This window comes from Shewanella sp. 10N.286.52.B9, from assembly GCF_002873635.1.
In the GTDB taxonomy this organism is placed as follows: Bacteria; Pseudomonadota; Gammaproteobacteria; order Enterobacterales; family Shewanellaceae; genus Shewanella.
The window spans coordinates 6,036-20,511 of the sequence record NZ_MCTY01000210.1; the positions used below are offsets into that span (position 1 = coordinate 6,036).

12 protein-coding genes are annotated in these 14,476 nt (G+C 43.2%); 1 reads left to right on the forward strand and 11 read right to left on the reverse strand.

All coding sequences use genetic code 11. The features are described from left to right. From BCU91_RS17005 to BCU91_RS17030, 6 genes are all read right to left on the reverse strand, one after another. Positions 1-886 (reverse strand): alpha/beta hydrolase-fold protein (locus tag BCU91_RS17005; RefSeq protein WP_102531979.1); only part of this gene is annotated, 886 nt, incomplete at its 3' end. A 35-nt stretch (positions 887-921) separates the two neighbouring features. Then, positions 922-1,812: a 4-hydroxybenzoate octaprenyltransferase gene (gene ubiA / locus BCU91_RS17010; RefSeq protein ID WP_102476510.1), complete on the reverse strand. Its 891-nt coding sequence runs from the start codon at positions 1,810-1,812 to the stop codon at positions 922-924. A 116-nt stretch (positions 1,813-1,928) separates the two neighbouring features. After that, positions 1,929-4,097: a DNA helicase II gene (gene uvrD / locus BCU91_RS17015; RefSeq protein WP_102531980.1), complete on the reverse strand. Its 2,169-nt coding sequence runs from the start codon at positions 4,095-4,097 to the stop codon at positions 1,929-1,931. Positions 4,098-4,239: 142 nt separating this feature from the next. Further along, positions 4,240-4,593, reverse strand: a complete 354-nt coding sequence (locus tag BCU91_RS17020; protein ID WP_102436903.1) for a RidA family protein — start codon at positions 4,591-4,593, stop codon at positions 4,240-4,242. Positions 4,594-4,779: 186 nt separating this feature from the next. Beyond that, positions 4,780-5,454: a hypothetical protein gene (locus BCU91_RS17025; RefSeq protein WP_241904105.1), complete on the reverse strand. Its 675-nt coding sequence runs from the start codon at positions 5,452-5,454 to the stop codon at positions 4,780-4,782. 69 nt (positions 5,455-5,523) lie between these two features. After that, on the reverse strand, positions 5,524-7,728 hold the full coding sequence (locus tag BCU91_RS17030) for an LruC domain-containing protein (RefSeq protein WP_198590489.1): 2,205 nt from the start codon (positions 7,726-7,728) through the stop codon (positions 5,524-5,526). A gap of 1,316 nt (positions 7,729-9,044) precedes the next feature. Here BCU91_RS17030 and BCU91_RS17045 point away from each other — a divergent pair. Beyond that, positions 9,045-9,467, forward strand: coding sequence for a GNAT family N-acetyltransferase (locus BCU91_RS17045; protein ID WP_102531982.1), 423 nt, complete (start codon positions 9,045-9,047; stop codon positions 9,465-9,467). Positions 9,468-9,498: 31 nt separating this feature from the next. Here BCU91_RS17045 and BCU91_RS17050 read toward each other — a convergent pair whose 3' ends face one another. The 5 genes from BCU91_RS17050 to udp form a co-directional block, all read right to left on the reverse strand. After that, the gene (locus BCU91_RS17050) at positions 9,499-10,617 is read right to left on the reverse strand and encodes a glycosyltransferase (RefSeq protein ID WP_102531983.1); all 1,119 of its coding nucleotides are present in this window, start codon (positions 10,615-10,617) and stop codon (positions 9,499-9,501) included. A gap of 202 nt (positions 10,618-10,819) precedes the next feature. Next, positions 10,820-11,761: a stomatin-like protein gene (locus BCU91_RS17055; RefSeq protein ID WP_102436912.1), complete on the reverse strand. Its 942-nt coding sequence runs from the start codon at positions 11,759-11,761 to the stop codon at positions 10,820-10,822. After that, positions 11,761-12,690, reverse strand: a complete 930-nt coding sequence (locus tag BCU91_RS17060; protein WP_102531984.1) for a slipin family protein — start codon at positions 12,688-12,690, stop codon at positions 11,761-11,763. The genes BCU91_RS17055 and BCU91_RS17060 overlap by 1 nt, the downstream gene beginning before the upstream one ends. Before the next feature lie 126 nt (positions 12,691-12,816). After that, positions 12,817-13,311 carry an NfeD family protein gene (locus tag BCU91_RS17065; RefSeq protein WP_102436916.1) on the reverse strand — a complete coding sequence of 165 codons (495 nt, stop codon included), beginning with the start codon at positions 13,309-13,311 and terminating at the stop codon, positions 12,817-12,819. A gap of 333 nt (positions 13,312-13,644) precedes the next feature. Then, positions 13,645-14,403, reverse strand: coding sequence for a uridine phosphorylase (gene udp, locus BCU91_RS17070; RefSeq protein WP_102436917.1), 759 nt, complete (start codon positions 14,401-14,403; stop codon positions 13,645-13,647). Positions 14,404-14,476 lie beyond the last annotated feature (73 nt).

The following is a 14,476-nucleotide window of genomic DNA, read 5'->3' on the forward strand; positions in this document are numbered from 1 at the left end:
TAACCCCCGTTTTAGCATCAAACAGCCAGTCTAAGCCATAGATCGCCGACATCGGAAACGCCATACTGTGATTGGCTACAGGCATTAGCATTAACTTGGCATTGATACCTGAACCATTAGCTGCAGTTAAGCGATTTTTTTGTTGTAGCTGCTGATAAAATGACTTGGCATCTGCCACCATATCTTGCCCAAACTCGCTGTTTTCTGCCGTTTCTAACTCTCCGACACCAATAAATACATTGGCATTTATTGATTTAGTGATAAATTCCGGCTCGCGAAATTGCTTTAGTAACTGCTGGTTATCAAACCAAAATGGCGGACTCGCCAGTACATAGTTATTAAATAATGCGGGCTTATTACGTAAGATATAGGCGCCAAACAAGCCCCCTAACGCATGGCCAACATAGGTGTTTTGCCATGGCTGAGTGCGATAATGCTGATTCATATAAGGGATAATTTTATTGGCAAACAACTGCATGTGGCGCTGGGCCTCACCGGTGGCTTGGGTTCTGTTAGTATCAACTGACGGGGTGTAATCACGCATACGACTTGCTGCGGGGCTGCGGCCTTGCTGTCCTGATACTGCCACTAAAATAGCCTGCTGCATATCAGTACGGTCCATAGACAAACGAGTCACACCCGAGACCACTTGCAAGCTGTACACAGCATCAGTCATATAAATAACCGGATAGCTTTTTAGCTTATCAATTTGGTTATAGCTATTGGGCAGTTTGATATAAAGATTATAGGTGCGATCGCTATCCTCTACCTCAACCACTGTGGTATTCGGTATGGTAAAGCTTGCAAACGCGGCGGGCACCGCGCTTAAAAAGAGGCTACAGCATACGATACTGCGAAAAAGTATCATAAAGCGAGAAATGGTCATCAGCTATCCTTGTTGATGTAATTTTTCGCCCTATTCTACGCACTTATTGAAGAAAATAAATAATCTGCGCTCAATGCCATAAATAAAGCAAATCCGGCCCAGTTATTATTTAGAAAAGCCTTAAAACATGGCGCGCGTTCGCGGCCATAAATAAGCCATTGCTGATAACTGCTAAAGGCAATAAAGGTGCTAATGCCAATGCCATACAATAACCCACGTTCAGCAGACCAACCGGCCATAATAAAACACCCTAGGGCCGCTAACTGAAACGCGGCAATCCATTGGCGGTCGTATCGGCCAAATAAAATGGCTGTAGATTTAATGCCGACTTTTAAGTCATCATCTCTATCAACCATGGCATACATGGTGTCGTAAGCTACCGTCCAACACCAATTGGCAACAAATAACCACCAAGCTTCCATGGGCACATAACCTAGCTGCGCAGCGTAGGCCATAGGAATTGACCAGCTCCACACTATGCCTAAAAACATTTGCGGCATATTGGTTACCCGTTTCATAAACGGGTACATGATGGTTAAGATAATGCCGACAACCGATAGTTTTACCACTAGCGGATTTAAAAATAATACCAAGCTAAACGCGATTAATGCCATCACCACAAATAATATCAGCGCTTCCTTACTGCTGATTTCACCTGAGGCTAAAGGCCGCATCTTAGTGCGCTCAACATGGGCATCAAGTTTTCGATCTGCAAAGTCGTTAATCACGCAACCACAAGCACGCATAACGACCACCCCTAGCATAAAGATGATCAACACCTTCACATCAGGCATGCCACCCGCTGCAAGCAATAACGCCATTAAACACGGCCACATTAGCAACAAGGTACCAATGGGCCTATCAAGGCGCGTTAAGCGTTTATAAACCGATATTTTTTGTTGTAACGTCCATGAGACTGCTGACATGGTTTACTTCACTCCTGCAATTGAAGTTGTATCACTTCTTATTTGTCATCTCGCATAACCCACGAGTGACTTTATTATTTCGCTTAGAATTATGTCCGCTCTAGTAAAAAATTACCCTAACACGCTTCAAGTTTTGCCAATGAAACCAGTAACCATTTGCTACCAAAGTCTGTAAAACTGACTTGAACACGCGCTTTATCTGCTGTGCCTTCAAAATCTGTCACTATGCCTTGGCCAAATTTAAAGTGTTTTACTTTTTGACCCACTTTAAAGCCACTGTCATTGGCAATAGATTGTCTTGGCACATTAAAACGGCTGCTCATTTTAGGCGCTGACACTGACGCTTTCATGCGAATTTCTTCAACATACTGGCTGGGGATTTCACCAATAAAACGCGATGGACTGGCATAGTCCTCACGGCCATAAATGCGGCGTGACTCAGCATAACTGATATACAATTTTTGCATCGCACGAGTCATGCCTACATAACAAAGACGGCGTTCTTCATCTAAACGATCACCTTCATCTAATGCCATTTTACTTGGAAAAATACCTTCCTCAACCCCAGCCATAAACACCACTGGGAACTCCAAGCCTTTAGCTGAATGCAAGGTCATTAGCTGCACGGCATCGGTAAACTTGTCTGCTTGGCCTTCGCCCGCTTCTAATGCTGCGTGAGATAAAAAGGCATTTAGCTCGCCCATATCTTCAAGTTCTTCTGGCATTTCAAAACTGCGGGCAGCGGTGACCAGCTCATTTAAGTTTTCGACTCGTGACTGGGCCTTTTCACCTTTTTCAGCTTCGTACATAGCTCGCAGGCCTGAACGCTGGATAACCTTGTCAGCCATACCATATAGACTCATATCGGCAGTATCAGTGCGCATGCCAATCACTAAATCCATAAAGCCATTCACGGCATTGGCAGCGCGGCCAGTAAGGACTTTTTCTTCAATTAAGCGCAAGCTTGCCTGCCACATAGTCATTTCTTGCTGACGTGCGGTTGAGCGAATGATATCAAGGGTACGATTACCAATACCGCGAGTTGGGGTGTTAACCACCCGTTCAAAAGCAGCATCATCGTTTTGATTATTGATAAGACGCATATAACCCATGGCATCTTTAATCTCTTGGCGCTCGAAGAAACGCAGGCCACCGTAAATTCGGTAAGCTAGCCCTTTATGGAGTAAGGCTTCTTCTAATACTCGCGACTGGGCATTGGAGCGGTATAAAATGGCACACTCTTCTAACTTGCCGCCGTTATTTTGCCACTCAGCCATTTTGCCAACAATAAAGCGCGCTTCATCCATTTCATTAAAGGCGCAATAAACCGCAATAGGCTCACCCGCATCGTCTTCAGTCCACAGTTTTTTACCTAAACGCTCAGGGTTGTTGGCAATTAGATCATTGGACGCATTAAGGATATTGGCTGTGGAGCGATAGTTTTGCTCCAGCTTAACCGTGGTGGAACCTGGGAAATCGGTTAAGAATTTATGTAGATTCTCAACTTGGGCACCGCGCCAGCCGTAAATAGATTGATCGTCATCGCCAACAATCATCACATTGGCTTCTTTGCCTGCCAGCACTCGGATCCACGCATATTGAATGGCGTTGGTATCTTGGAATTCGTCCACCAAGATATGCTTAAAGCGTTCTTGATAATGGGCTAATACATGGGGCTTATTGAGCCACAATTCATGGGCGCGCAATAAAATTTCAGCAAAATCAACAAGGCCAGCTCGGTCGCAAGATTCTTGATAAATTTTATAGATGTTTAATAAATTTTGCTCAATAGGAAAGCCACCCGCATCGATATGCTTTGGGCGTAAGCCTTGGTCTTTTTTGCCATTAATGTAACCTTGGCACTGACGCGGCGGATATTGCTTGTCATCTAAATTGAGACTTTTAAGAATACGTTTTAATAAACGTAACTGATCGTCAGAATCAATAATTTGGAAGCTTTGCGGTAAATTGGCATCTTTAAAGTGAGTGCGCAGCAAACGATGGGCTAAACCGTGGAAAGTACCAATCCACATACGGCCCATGTTACTGCCAACCACTTTCTCAACCCGCTCACGCATTTCTGCCGCGGCTTTATTGGTAAAGGTTACCGCAAGGATAGAGTATGGACTTTGTTGTTCGACCTGCATAAGCCAAGCAATACGATGGGTTAATACCCGAGTTTTACCACTGCCTGCTCCAGCTAAAACTAACATGCTTGAAAGCGGTGCGCCCACTGCTTCACGCTGCTTTGCGTTTAGGCCGTCTAATAATGATGATACGTCCATTGGTCCTCCCAAAAATCAAGCTGGAAGTATACCAGTTCCTAGGCGGCTGCGACTAGGAACTGTAACGGATTCTTTATGGGGATTTTATTGTGATGACTTGTGAGCTAAGTAGCGGGCTGAACTAAAACCACTGCGTAGCAATTTAAGCAATCTCAGCGGCCACTACCGAGATTTCAACCAATAATGCCTCACGGGCCATTTTAGCGGCAACACAAGCTCGAGCAGGGGCGTAACCTTCAATGACCCAGGCATCCCATACCGCGTTCATTTCAGCAAAGTAAGCCATATCTTTTACGTAAATGGTTGCCGATAACATATGCTTTTTATCACTGCCCGCCTGCAGTAATAAGGCTTCCACTTTGTCCAACATGGTTTGGGTTTGTTCGGTGATGTCTTTAGTGGCATCTTGGCAAACTTGGCCACATAAATAGATGGTGCCGTTATGTTTGACAATCCGGCTCATACGGGTTTTAGTTTCAATTCTTTCAATGCTCATGGTGCGCTCTTTTAATCTGTTAATGGCGCTATTATCAGTTAAGTCAGCTCACAATGACAACTGAGAAAATATCGCTATCCAATAACTCGCGCATTTAAGCAGGCTGTTAATCAAAAATAAAAATGCCTTGTCAGCAGTATCTGGCTAACAAGGCATAAGATTGAAATACGATTGATTATTTGAATATTAGTTAATCACTAAGACTTGTGGGTCATTGGTTAAGCTATGACTCCACTGCTGATAGATAGGCTCACTGCCATCATAAAACCATACCACTGCCATTAATGCTCGTTGATGGTTGGCCACCAATAACTCTTCAGACAATGCGCCTTCATCAAGGGCGCCACGTAATAAGCAAGATTCAAAGTTCACGCTCACTTGGGTGCCATTTTGCTGATAATCGTCACACAATGAAAAGTAACCACGCTTACTTGATGCGAGCTGCACATCAATGCTTAAAGTAAACGCCGCTTGTAGATCAAAATCGGCATCAACCACCAAGTCATCAATTGAGGTTGCTGGCGGCGTTTCTGGCTCTGTAGGTGTTTCAGGTTCCGTTGGCGTCTCAGGTGTCGTTGTCTCTGGTGTTGTATCTGTCGTGGTATCTGGTGTTGATGTCGCAGGTGTTGTCACCGCAGGCGTCGTTGCTGGTGCAGGCGAGCTATCATCGCCACCACCGCCGCCACAGGCTGTTAAAAAGCTTAATGATAGAGCCATGGCTAGGCTAGTGGCTCTTTTAGTCCCTATTTTAGTGCCTGTGTTACAAGCCGTGTTAATGCCTGTTTTCATGCCTGTGTTAATGGCATTCTTCGCTGTTAATAACGTATTTGCTGCCACTTGAGTTTGAGTTAATGTATTCATAATATTCACCTTAAAATTCCATTTCTTGCTTAAATTGATTGATTAAATTCACACTAATTACTGTCAGGGTTAATCCTTAAACAGTAGCGAGTCAGTGGCGGTCAAATACCAATAAGGTTTGGTCTCACCGCTGGCATCTGCAGCAAACTCAATAAACTCAACATAAGCGGCATCAACACGTTGTAGCTCTGCAGGGTGCTGCCATGTATCAGGCACCTCAATTGCCCAACTCATACCATTTTGGTCTTGGAAATAGTGCCCTTGTGATGCCGTTGAAGCATCGTCATGCATCCCTAAAAATCGCGTATCAAATTTATCGGTTGGTGCTTTGTTTTTCAGATGGATCTCTAATTTACGTCCTGGGTTTTTACCATCAGTAATATTCTTAGCCGCTAGGCTATGATCCGTACCTGGAGTGGCAAAAATGAATGGGTCATAGGGGAACTCAGGCATATCATCAACATGTACCGCATCAACAAACGGCACTGTCATTTGCCATGTTGCGCGGTATTGGGTGCCGCAACCCGGTTCAGTTCTGAAATATTGACAGCCATTACCCGCACTGACGTGTTGCCATAAGTCTTCAGTAAATAACAGCACCGCATTGGTTTGCCCGTCTTCAAGTGGTGAGCTGGTCTGCTTAACCCCTTGGGCGCTCCACTCAATGGCTGACTCTTGCACATTGCCGCGGCCAATATCATGTAATTGCACCGCAAAGCCATTGTGATACCAAGCGCCCATTGCCACTAATTGCGCATCAAAGCCCACGCGACGAACCATGTCATTTTTACTGTATTGGCTAATACGTAACTGCATCACCACATCGTTCATATCAAAGTCACCTTGAAAAGGGTATAAATCCTCATAAGCTAACGTGGTGTATTCTGACGATGAGGGGTAATAGCTGATAGTGATGCCGGTTTCAGTGACAGTGATTGGATAATCTTCCACTTCACCATCACTGACACCACCGGTTGGTAATAAGCTGGCCTCTGAGCTCAAACGAAAACGTGACCAGGTTGCGCCAGTTTTAGCCCAATTAGGTACGTTAATCGTCACAGTTGATGTGCCGCTACTCACTGAGCGGGCAATAATCACTTGGTCTTCACTATCAAACTGACCATCTTGGCCCCAATCAATCCAGCCGTTAATATAAGCACCATCCCCTTCTACTGTGATTAATAACACCGCCTCTTCACCCACTTCAAAACCGGTTGGCATGCTGATACCATCTTCATCATCAATACCATCACTTTCATCATCTGATAACGGCGCAGGATAACCGTCGGACTCATTATCAATAACACTGCCTAATGACATGCCGGCAACCATATTATGGCGGGCACCATTTGAATCAATTAGGGTACCGTAACTGTCTGGCGCATCACCAAAATCAACATTGTCTCCCACTGGCACTTCTGCTAATGCACAACGAGCACCATCATTTGAAGAAGATGACGGCCCGTATGAAAACAACTCTGCGGTAGGGTTATCACTTTCAACGTTGACCTTATACACATTGCCATCGCCGTTGTTACTTAAATAAAGGTTGCCATCGGGGTCAAAAAACTGCGCCCCAAAGGTAAAGCTACCAATGCTTTTAGTAATAACGGTTGCTAAGGTTTCAGCGGCACCTGTTGTGGGGTCAATCTTGAGTAAGTTACCTGTACTGCCGTTAGTCACTGCGTATAAAAAGCCGTTGCTTGGATGAAAGGCAAAATCTGTTACGTTGTAAGTGGCATTGGTTTTACTGCCTGGGACAATGTTCATTGGGTGATTATTGCCATCTAACGGCACAGTAAATAAGCCTTGGTTTTTACGGTAGCCGTACCAAACGTTTTCATTGATGGCGACATCACCAACATAGAAGTTACCCGCTGCAGCAGCTGAGCTGTCTTTTACGATCGTTAGTGGCTCAACTTGGTAATCTTCACCCACCTTACCCACAGTGCCATGCTGATAATCCCAGCCATAAAGGTAATTATCTGTGTAGCTGAAACCAACACCATTAAATCCTTTGGTCAGTCCCATATCAGGCGACAATACCGAATAACTACCGGTACCAAGTTCAACTCCAAAGGTTTTTGGAATGCCTGCTGGCGTTTGAATAATAAATGCTTCGGTAGGACAGGCATTGAATGGCTCAGCGGCATTGGTATTAGCACTGAACAAAGCCATGCTAGTACCAATAGCAATACTGCTTAAACCAAGAATATTGATGATTTGAGAGTGAAGTGGTTTCACGTTAACTATTGTTGTGTTTAATGTTTGCATATTGGCATCTCGCTATTTCGTTATCAGGATGTATTGGGGATACTGCATAGTGGATGCCAACTTTTATTACCCTTTAAATACAATGCTTTACGATTGAAGCAAGATTGTAATTCAATGCTAAAATGCATTCTGCAACGCATTATGAATTTGAGACTTTGTGATTTTTTGGGATTGAGAATGGTTTGATCTGTATTGTTCCAAACTCCGTTTGGATTAACGTCGTGGGTTGTCCACCCACACCCGACCAAAAGGGTATCAACAGCAATACCCTCTTGGCTCACCCTGCCGCCCCTAACGAAAAATGCTGAAAAGCGCATGATTTTCGATGGGGATTGATCCAGCTTTGGACTTCGTTTGTTGCTAACTTCGGACCCTGTTTATTATAAAGAGTGAAAATGCTAACGCTTCCGATGGTGCATCCCTGCACCGCGAAAGCTATGCTCACATCCATGTGAGCATCACGCTATTTTCTTCAACGTCCTCAATTCAAATTGAGTCTTTTAGACTCTTAAATTTTTAAGTTTTCTAACTTTAGCTCTTTTAATTGCTGCCAATGAAGTCAAATCGAAGAGGTGACAATTCGGGTGTAAGCGCGGCTGTGACCGTCCATGACATGGACGTCATGGCCGAGCTTTCAGGGACGAACTTGCAGCGTGTCACAGTCGTGCTTGCACATAAGGTCGCTCTTTCACATCTGACCCATAGGGATTTGGGAAATGTCATGATAATGTCGGGAACATTATTGACCATGTGATCGCGACATTCCGTTCATCCTGAACATCCCAGCGGCAGGCAATGGATTAGATTGAAGTAATGGACTTAGATAAGCTAGCCAACAAAAACTAAGTAAAACATTGAACTAGGCTCATAAGTTATATTAAGGTAGAACCACTTAAGGACAGAGTTAGCTAACCTCGAACGCAATCTTCGAGCACGCCATTTAGGGAAGAAAAAGCCATTAAATAATGATGTGCCTATCAACTCCCTTATAAAGTTTACTCTGACCACACTAGTTAAGGAGTTTTCATGGGTAGCATACATAATTACTATTTAGTTGGGTTCATGCTCTTATCCGCAATTTTAAATGCATTCATAGAAAATGAGAGTATCGGAATAAAGTTACTTTGCTTACTTTTATTATTCACAACTTTCATCTTTGCCTCTCTCTTTCATTCTTTAAAGGTTAAAGTTGCAAAAGAGAAAACGACGAACAAAGCACACATAATAAGCTGATTAATAGGAAAATTTAACTATTCACCCCTCAAAATTTTAGCCAACTATTTTTTGCCAATTAGTAGGGCTTTAGGAGATTTGCGATGATTTCATATCAACCAACAGCCGATCTTTATGCATCGGCAGATATTACATTTAAAAACATGCGCTCATATTATGAACACTATTCTGTAAATTGGGAACAGTCTAAGATACATGAGCAAATTGTTGACCTAGAAAACTGGGACATTCTTTACAACGCTTCGGTCGTGGGTGCAATTCGTTTAGCCTTTGATAATGATGGGTGTTATATCCGAGATTTACAGGTTAGTGAAAAATTTCAAAATAATGGTATTGGTGCAGCAGCCCTAACAGAGTGTGAACGGTTAGCAATTAAAGCTGGTGTAAATAAACTTAGGCTACGAGTTCTCAAAATTAGTCCTGCATATCATCTATACATTAAGAATGGCTTTGAGGTAGATAAAGAAGAAGATAGGTTCTTTTATATGTCGAGAAAAATCTCCTAACAAGAAATCAATCACATTAACCATTTAACACTCAACCACGCTTATCTTCCAATAGCTGCACAAATAAGCTTTTCCATGCTTGTTGAAGCTGCAGCCATTGTTGAGTGCGCCAATCCTCGATTTTGGCATGCTGCTGTTTTTGAACATGATTGTCGACTTGCTCATGAACGTAAGCAGGCTCATGGCTTGATAATAGAGCGCTTGATGAGTTAACACTCGATAAGTAACGCTCAATAGCATCGGCCAGTGAGTTAACAAATTGCTTATCATCTTGGCCGCCAACCTTAGCCTCAACGATATTACCCATGTTTTGCAGTTGATGCTGACGAATTTGATCCCCCAAACCATCCACATCGGTTGAGATAATGGCTTTACTCATTGCCATAGATTCAATAAATACTAAACCAAAAGGCTCCCAGCGTGATGGAATAATTACCCCGTCACATTGGTCTAAAAAGCGAGGCACATCGTCAACCTTGCCCACCAGCTTTATATTATCAAGCTGAGAAACTAACTGTTGTAGCAAAGGTAATTGCTCACCTTCACCGGCTAACAATAATCGACACGGTGACTTAACCTGATGCATGGCTTTGAGTAATAAATCAAAGCCTTTTTGTGGATGAAATCGGCCATAGGCGGCTAACACAGGAACCCTATGATTAGCGTTTTTTGGGGAGTGGCTTTTGTTGGCGATAAAACAGCTTAAGTCTCGCCCCTGCCCTAACTGAGCGATTTTGTCTGCAGGTAATAGCTTATTAGCTAGCATCCATCGCTGCTGTGAGGGTGAAATGGACACCACTTTATTCATTAACCGATAGCTTAATTTCAGCATGAAATAGAAACGTTGCGGATGTGCAATTTGATGGCGAACAAATTGTTCGCTGTAGTGATGTTCTTGCAGGATAAATATGATCTTAGGATGACGCAATCTGAGCCATGCAATATTTAGCAGTTTGCGCCAGTTTGAGGCGCCATGAAAACAGACAATATCAGCGTCCAATGTCGTATTCTGCCAACGGCTAAAATCCAGCTGACGAATGTCAAATTCAAATGCCAAAGTGAGGATGTCAGAGCCACACAAACTGTGCAACGCAAAATTAACGCCGCCCATATTAGGGTCATCGACACAATGCAAAATTCTCGCTTTCACTCTGACTCCTTGAGCTATCAATAACCGGCTTATTAAATTAAAGCACTGTTAAAACAATATACTTGTCTCAGTTAAATCGCAAAATTTACTACGCGTTCAGCTTCAGTCCGTCGTTAAATACTTTTGCTAAATACATAATGTTAAATACATAAAAAAAGAGGCTAAACTTAGCCTCTTTTAATTAAATTTTACCACTAAACAATTATTTGGCTTTCTTATTATCTTCCAGACCCATGCTATCCATCCAATAATCAAAATTAATCATATTGCCGGGTAACACCACACGGTTATCTTTATCTTTTAAGCCATCAAGCTGTTTGAGGTATTGTTCACCTAACTGCAGTCTTAAGGCACTCTGACCGCCGGGTTTAGAGATCACTACCGCCAAGCGCTCAATGGATTCTGCAGTGGCTTTAGCAAGCGTTAAAATCTCTTCGCCTTTACCTTCAGCCTCATTGATACGGCGCTGCATTTCACCCTCTGAGCGGTTAATGGTTTCAGCCATCACACCTTCTGAGCGGTTAATTTTACTCTGCTTGTCACCTTCACTTTGGGCTAATAATGCACGGCGCTCACGCTCAGCATTAACCTGCATTTCCATGGCATTTTTAACGGTTTCTGGTGGGGTAATGTTTTTAATTTCATAACGATGCACTCGAATCCCCCAAATCGCGCCAGCTTCGTCCAGCACTTGTACGACCTTGGCCGAGATAATGTCGCGCTCTTCAAACGTGCGGTCTAAATCTAAGGTACCAATGACTGAACGTGTGGTGGTTTGCGCTAATTGGATCGCTGCATAACGATAATCCGTTATGCCGTAACTGGCTTTAACGGGATCGGTAATCGAGATATAAATGACGCCGTCTACTTCAACGTTAACTTCATCGCTAGAAAAACACTCTTGCGGTGGCACATCGATAGTTTCTTCTTTTAGGTCATGGATATAGGCCACTTTATCAACAAAAGGCACTAAAGCATGAAAACCGGCATCTAAGGTGCTGTGATATTTACCTAGTCGCTCAACAATGTAAGCTGACTTAGTGGGTACTAAGCGGATAGATTGGAATAATTTCAGCACAAAAATAACAAAAATCACCCCCCAAATACCCATAACAATTAAATCGGTATCAATTCCATTCAACATTAGCGTGCTCCTTTTACTGGGCTGTTAGTTACGGCATGGGTCACTTGCTCCATCCCTTCAAAGAAGCCTTCTAACTTGGCCATTTCAGCAGGCACCACTGAGACTTGTGTTTCAGTTAAAATGTCACCCACTTGGCTAATAAACTGCTCTTTCAGCATCATATTCATCGCATCGTTACCACCTTGGTTAGCCAGTGCGGTGCAAATCATATCCATGCCTTTAGCTTTCGCTTTGGCAATAATGGTAATTTCTTGGCCAGAGCCAATCGCTTCATTAATGCGTTTTCGTTTTTGCCCTTCTGAGAGGTTAATGGCCTCTTGGCGCTCACCTTGAGAGATATTAATCATGGCGTCTTTTTCAGCATTGGCTAAAGTGATTTCAGCCCGTTTTCTACGCTCGGCTTCCATCTGTTTTTCAAGGGTGTGGATCACGTGTATTGATGGGGAGATATTTTTAATCTCATAGCGAAGCACTTTAATGCCCCAAGGATCTGACGCTTTGTCAATTTCACGAACAATAGACTCGTTCAAACTGTCACGCTCTGAAAAGGTTTGCGATAGGGTCAATTTACCAATTTCTGAACGCATGGTGGTTTGCGCGAGGTTAACCGCAGCTTTACGGTAATTTTCGATACCGTAACTGGCTAACTTGCCATCCATCACTTTAAGGTAGACCAAACCATCAACTTCCAGCTGGGTGTTATCTTTTGAAATACAACTTTGTGGTGGTACATCTAGTACTTCTTCACGAGTATCGTGGCGATAAGCTACCCGATCAACAAATGGCACTAAAAAGTGAAACCCTGGTTGTAATACGGTTCTAAATTTACCTAAGCGCTCAATCACATTGACCTCTCGCATCGGTACAATCAACATCAATTTATATAAGATAAAAAATATAAATAAAATGGCTATGGTTAGTTCAAACATATGTCCCCTTCCTTTTGCAAAACATGTTCAGGTAGCGTAGCCCCCTATACATGACTTAATTCCTTTACTCAGTTGGCACTCTGTGTGGTGACCAAATCAATAAAACCTAATTCTGCTATTTTGTGACTAATCTTGTTTATCAGTGAAGCTTTCGCCCATTAACTCAGTTTCTGCATATGGCTCAACCACTAAGGCAATATTATCTCGGCAAATAATTCGCACTTTAGTGCCTGCTTTTATTTCAGTGCCATCCCCTAGTGCTGACCACTCAGTACCAGAAAACAACACCCGACCGGTTTTTTCACCCGGGCCAATATCAGCTTTAACTGTGACAACTTGATTATATAAATCCATTTCCTCATCGGTATTATCCACATGCTTGTCACCACCAATCATTTTTTGGGTGATATGGCGAAAACTAAGCAATAGAACCATTGAGGTGATAAACCATAAAGTGAAGCTTTGCGCGGTGCCATCGACGATACCGGTAAATAAGGCTGCGGCCACAATGACACAGGCTGCACCTAATAAAATGACGATGCCACCGGGAACAATAATTTCCGACAACATCAGCCCTATACCGACGATTAACCAGATACTGGTTGGATTAGAAAATTCCATATACCCCCCTGTAAAAACGTTATCATATGTTCCTTTAAGCTATAAAACCCGAACTTGGATAAGGTTTTATAGAGCTGATAACTTTAAATTGATAACTACTACACAGTGGTAATAGTGGTGCTACCTCAAGCACAGGATATGGGCACTCTTTAACCCATATATTGGTCGTCAATATCACGACATATTATGTCAACAATACAGGATATTGATGATATTGCAATCATATTTCATTGCTAAAGCTTAGCAGTAACTGTATAAAAATCGGATAAATCAATAAAAAGAAGGTAATAAAAAAGGTGCCTAAGCACCTTTATATTCAATTAGTTAAATATATTAAGCTAATAGCTTTTTCGCAGCTGCAACCACAATTGCAACCGCGCTGCCTTCGGTTTTCTTCATCATGGCTTCATCAGGAATTTCTTGCTGGGTACGATTAACGATAACCCCAGCAACACACGCTGCGCGCCAGCCTTGTGTTGCACACATAGTAAATAGCGTTGCTGACTCCATTTCGTAGTTCAATACGCCCATGGCTTGCCACTCTTGCATTGAGCCCACAAAGCGGCTGGTTACACGTCCTGAGACCGTATCGTAACGTTCTTGGCCTGGGTAGAATGTATCAGATGATGCTGTGATACCCACATGAGGCTCTTTGCCTGCGTCACGACATGCTGCCACCATAGCGGTAGTACAGTCAAAGTTAGCAGCCGCTGGAAACTCAAGTGGGGCAAAGTGTAAACTGGCGCCATCTAAGCGCACTGAAGCTTGCGTGACAATAACATCACCGACATTTACATGTGGTTGAATCGCGCCAGTGGTACCAACGCGTAAGAAAGTCGTCACACCTAGTTGTGCTAACTCTTCTACTGCGATAGATGTTGATGGTCCGCCAATACCTGTTGAACATACGACAACCGCTTTACCATCAATATAAGCAAGATAGCTGGTGTATTCACGGTGACTTGCTAAAAAAGTCGCATTTTCCATTAATTCGGCGATGCGCTTAACGCGCTCAGGATCCCCTGGAACAATCGCTAAGGTTGCGCCATCAAGCATTTGCTTGGTTAATCCTAGGTGAAATACGTCGGCCATATTGAAAACCCCTTTCATATTTGAAGATATCATTCTAATTGTGACGACTGTAACCCACAAGCCACGCTATGAA

Excerpts from the sequence above, each read along its gene's own strand:
- ubiA (WP_102476510.1), bottom strand. The coding sequence starts at position 1,812 with ATGTCAGCAGTCTCATGGACGTTACAACAAAAAATATCGGTTTATAAA.
- uvrD (WP_102531980.1), bottom strand. The coding sequence starts at position 4,097 with ATGGACGTATCATCATTATTAGACGGCCTAAACGCAAAGCAGCGTGAA.
- BCU91_RS17020 (WP_102436903.1), bottom strand. The coding sequence starts at position 4,593 with ATGAGCATTGAAAGAATTGAAACTAAAACCCGTATGAGCCGGATTGTC.
- BCU91_RS17025 (WP_241904105.1), bottom strand. The coding sequence starts at position 5,454 with ATGAATACATTAACTCAAACTCAAGTGGCAGCAAATACGTTATTAACA.
- BCU91_RS17030 (WP_198590489.1), bottom strand. The coding sequence starts at position 7,728 with ATGCAAACATTAAACACAACAATAGTTAACGTGAAACCACTTCACTCT.
- BCU91_RS17045 (WP_102531982.1), top strand. The coding sequence starts at position 9,045 with ATGATTTCATATCAACCAACAGCCGATCTTTATGCATCGGCAGATATT.
- BCU91_RS17055 (WP_102436912.1), bottom strand. The coding sequence starts at position 11,761 with ATGTTGAATGGAATTGATACCGATTTAATTGTTATGGGTATTTGGGGG.
- BCU91_RS17060 (WP_102531984.1), bottom strand. The coding sequence starts at position 12,690 with ATGTTTGAACTAACCATAGCCATTTTATTTATATTTTTTATCTTATAT.
- BCU91_RS17065 (WP_102436916.1), bottom strand. The coding sequence starts at position 13,311 with ATGGAATTTTCTAATCCAACCAGTATCTGGTTAATCGTCGGTATAGGG.
- udp (WP_102436917.1), bottom strand. The coding sequence starts at position 14,403 with ATGGCCGACGTATTTCACCTAGGATTAACCAAGCAAATGCTTGATGGC.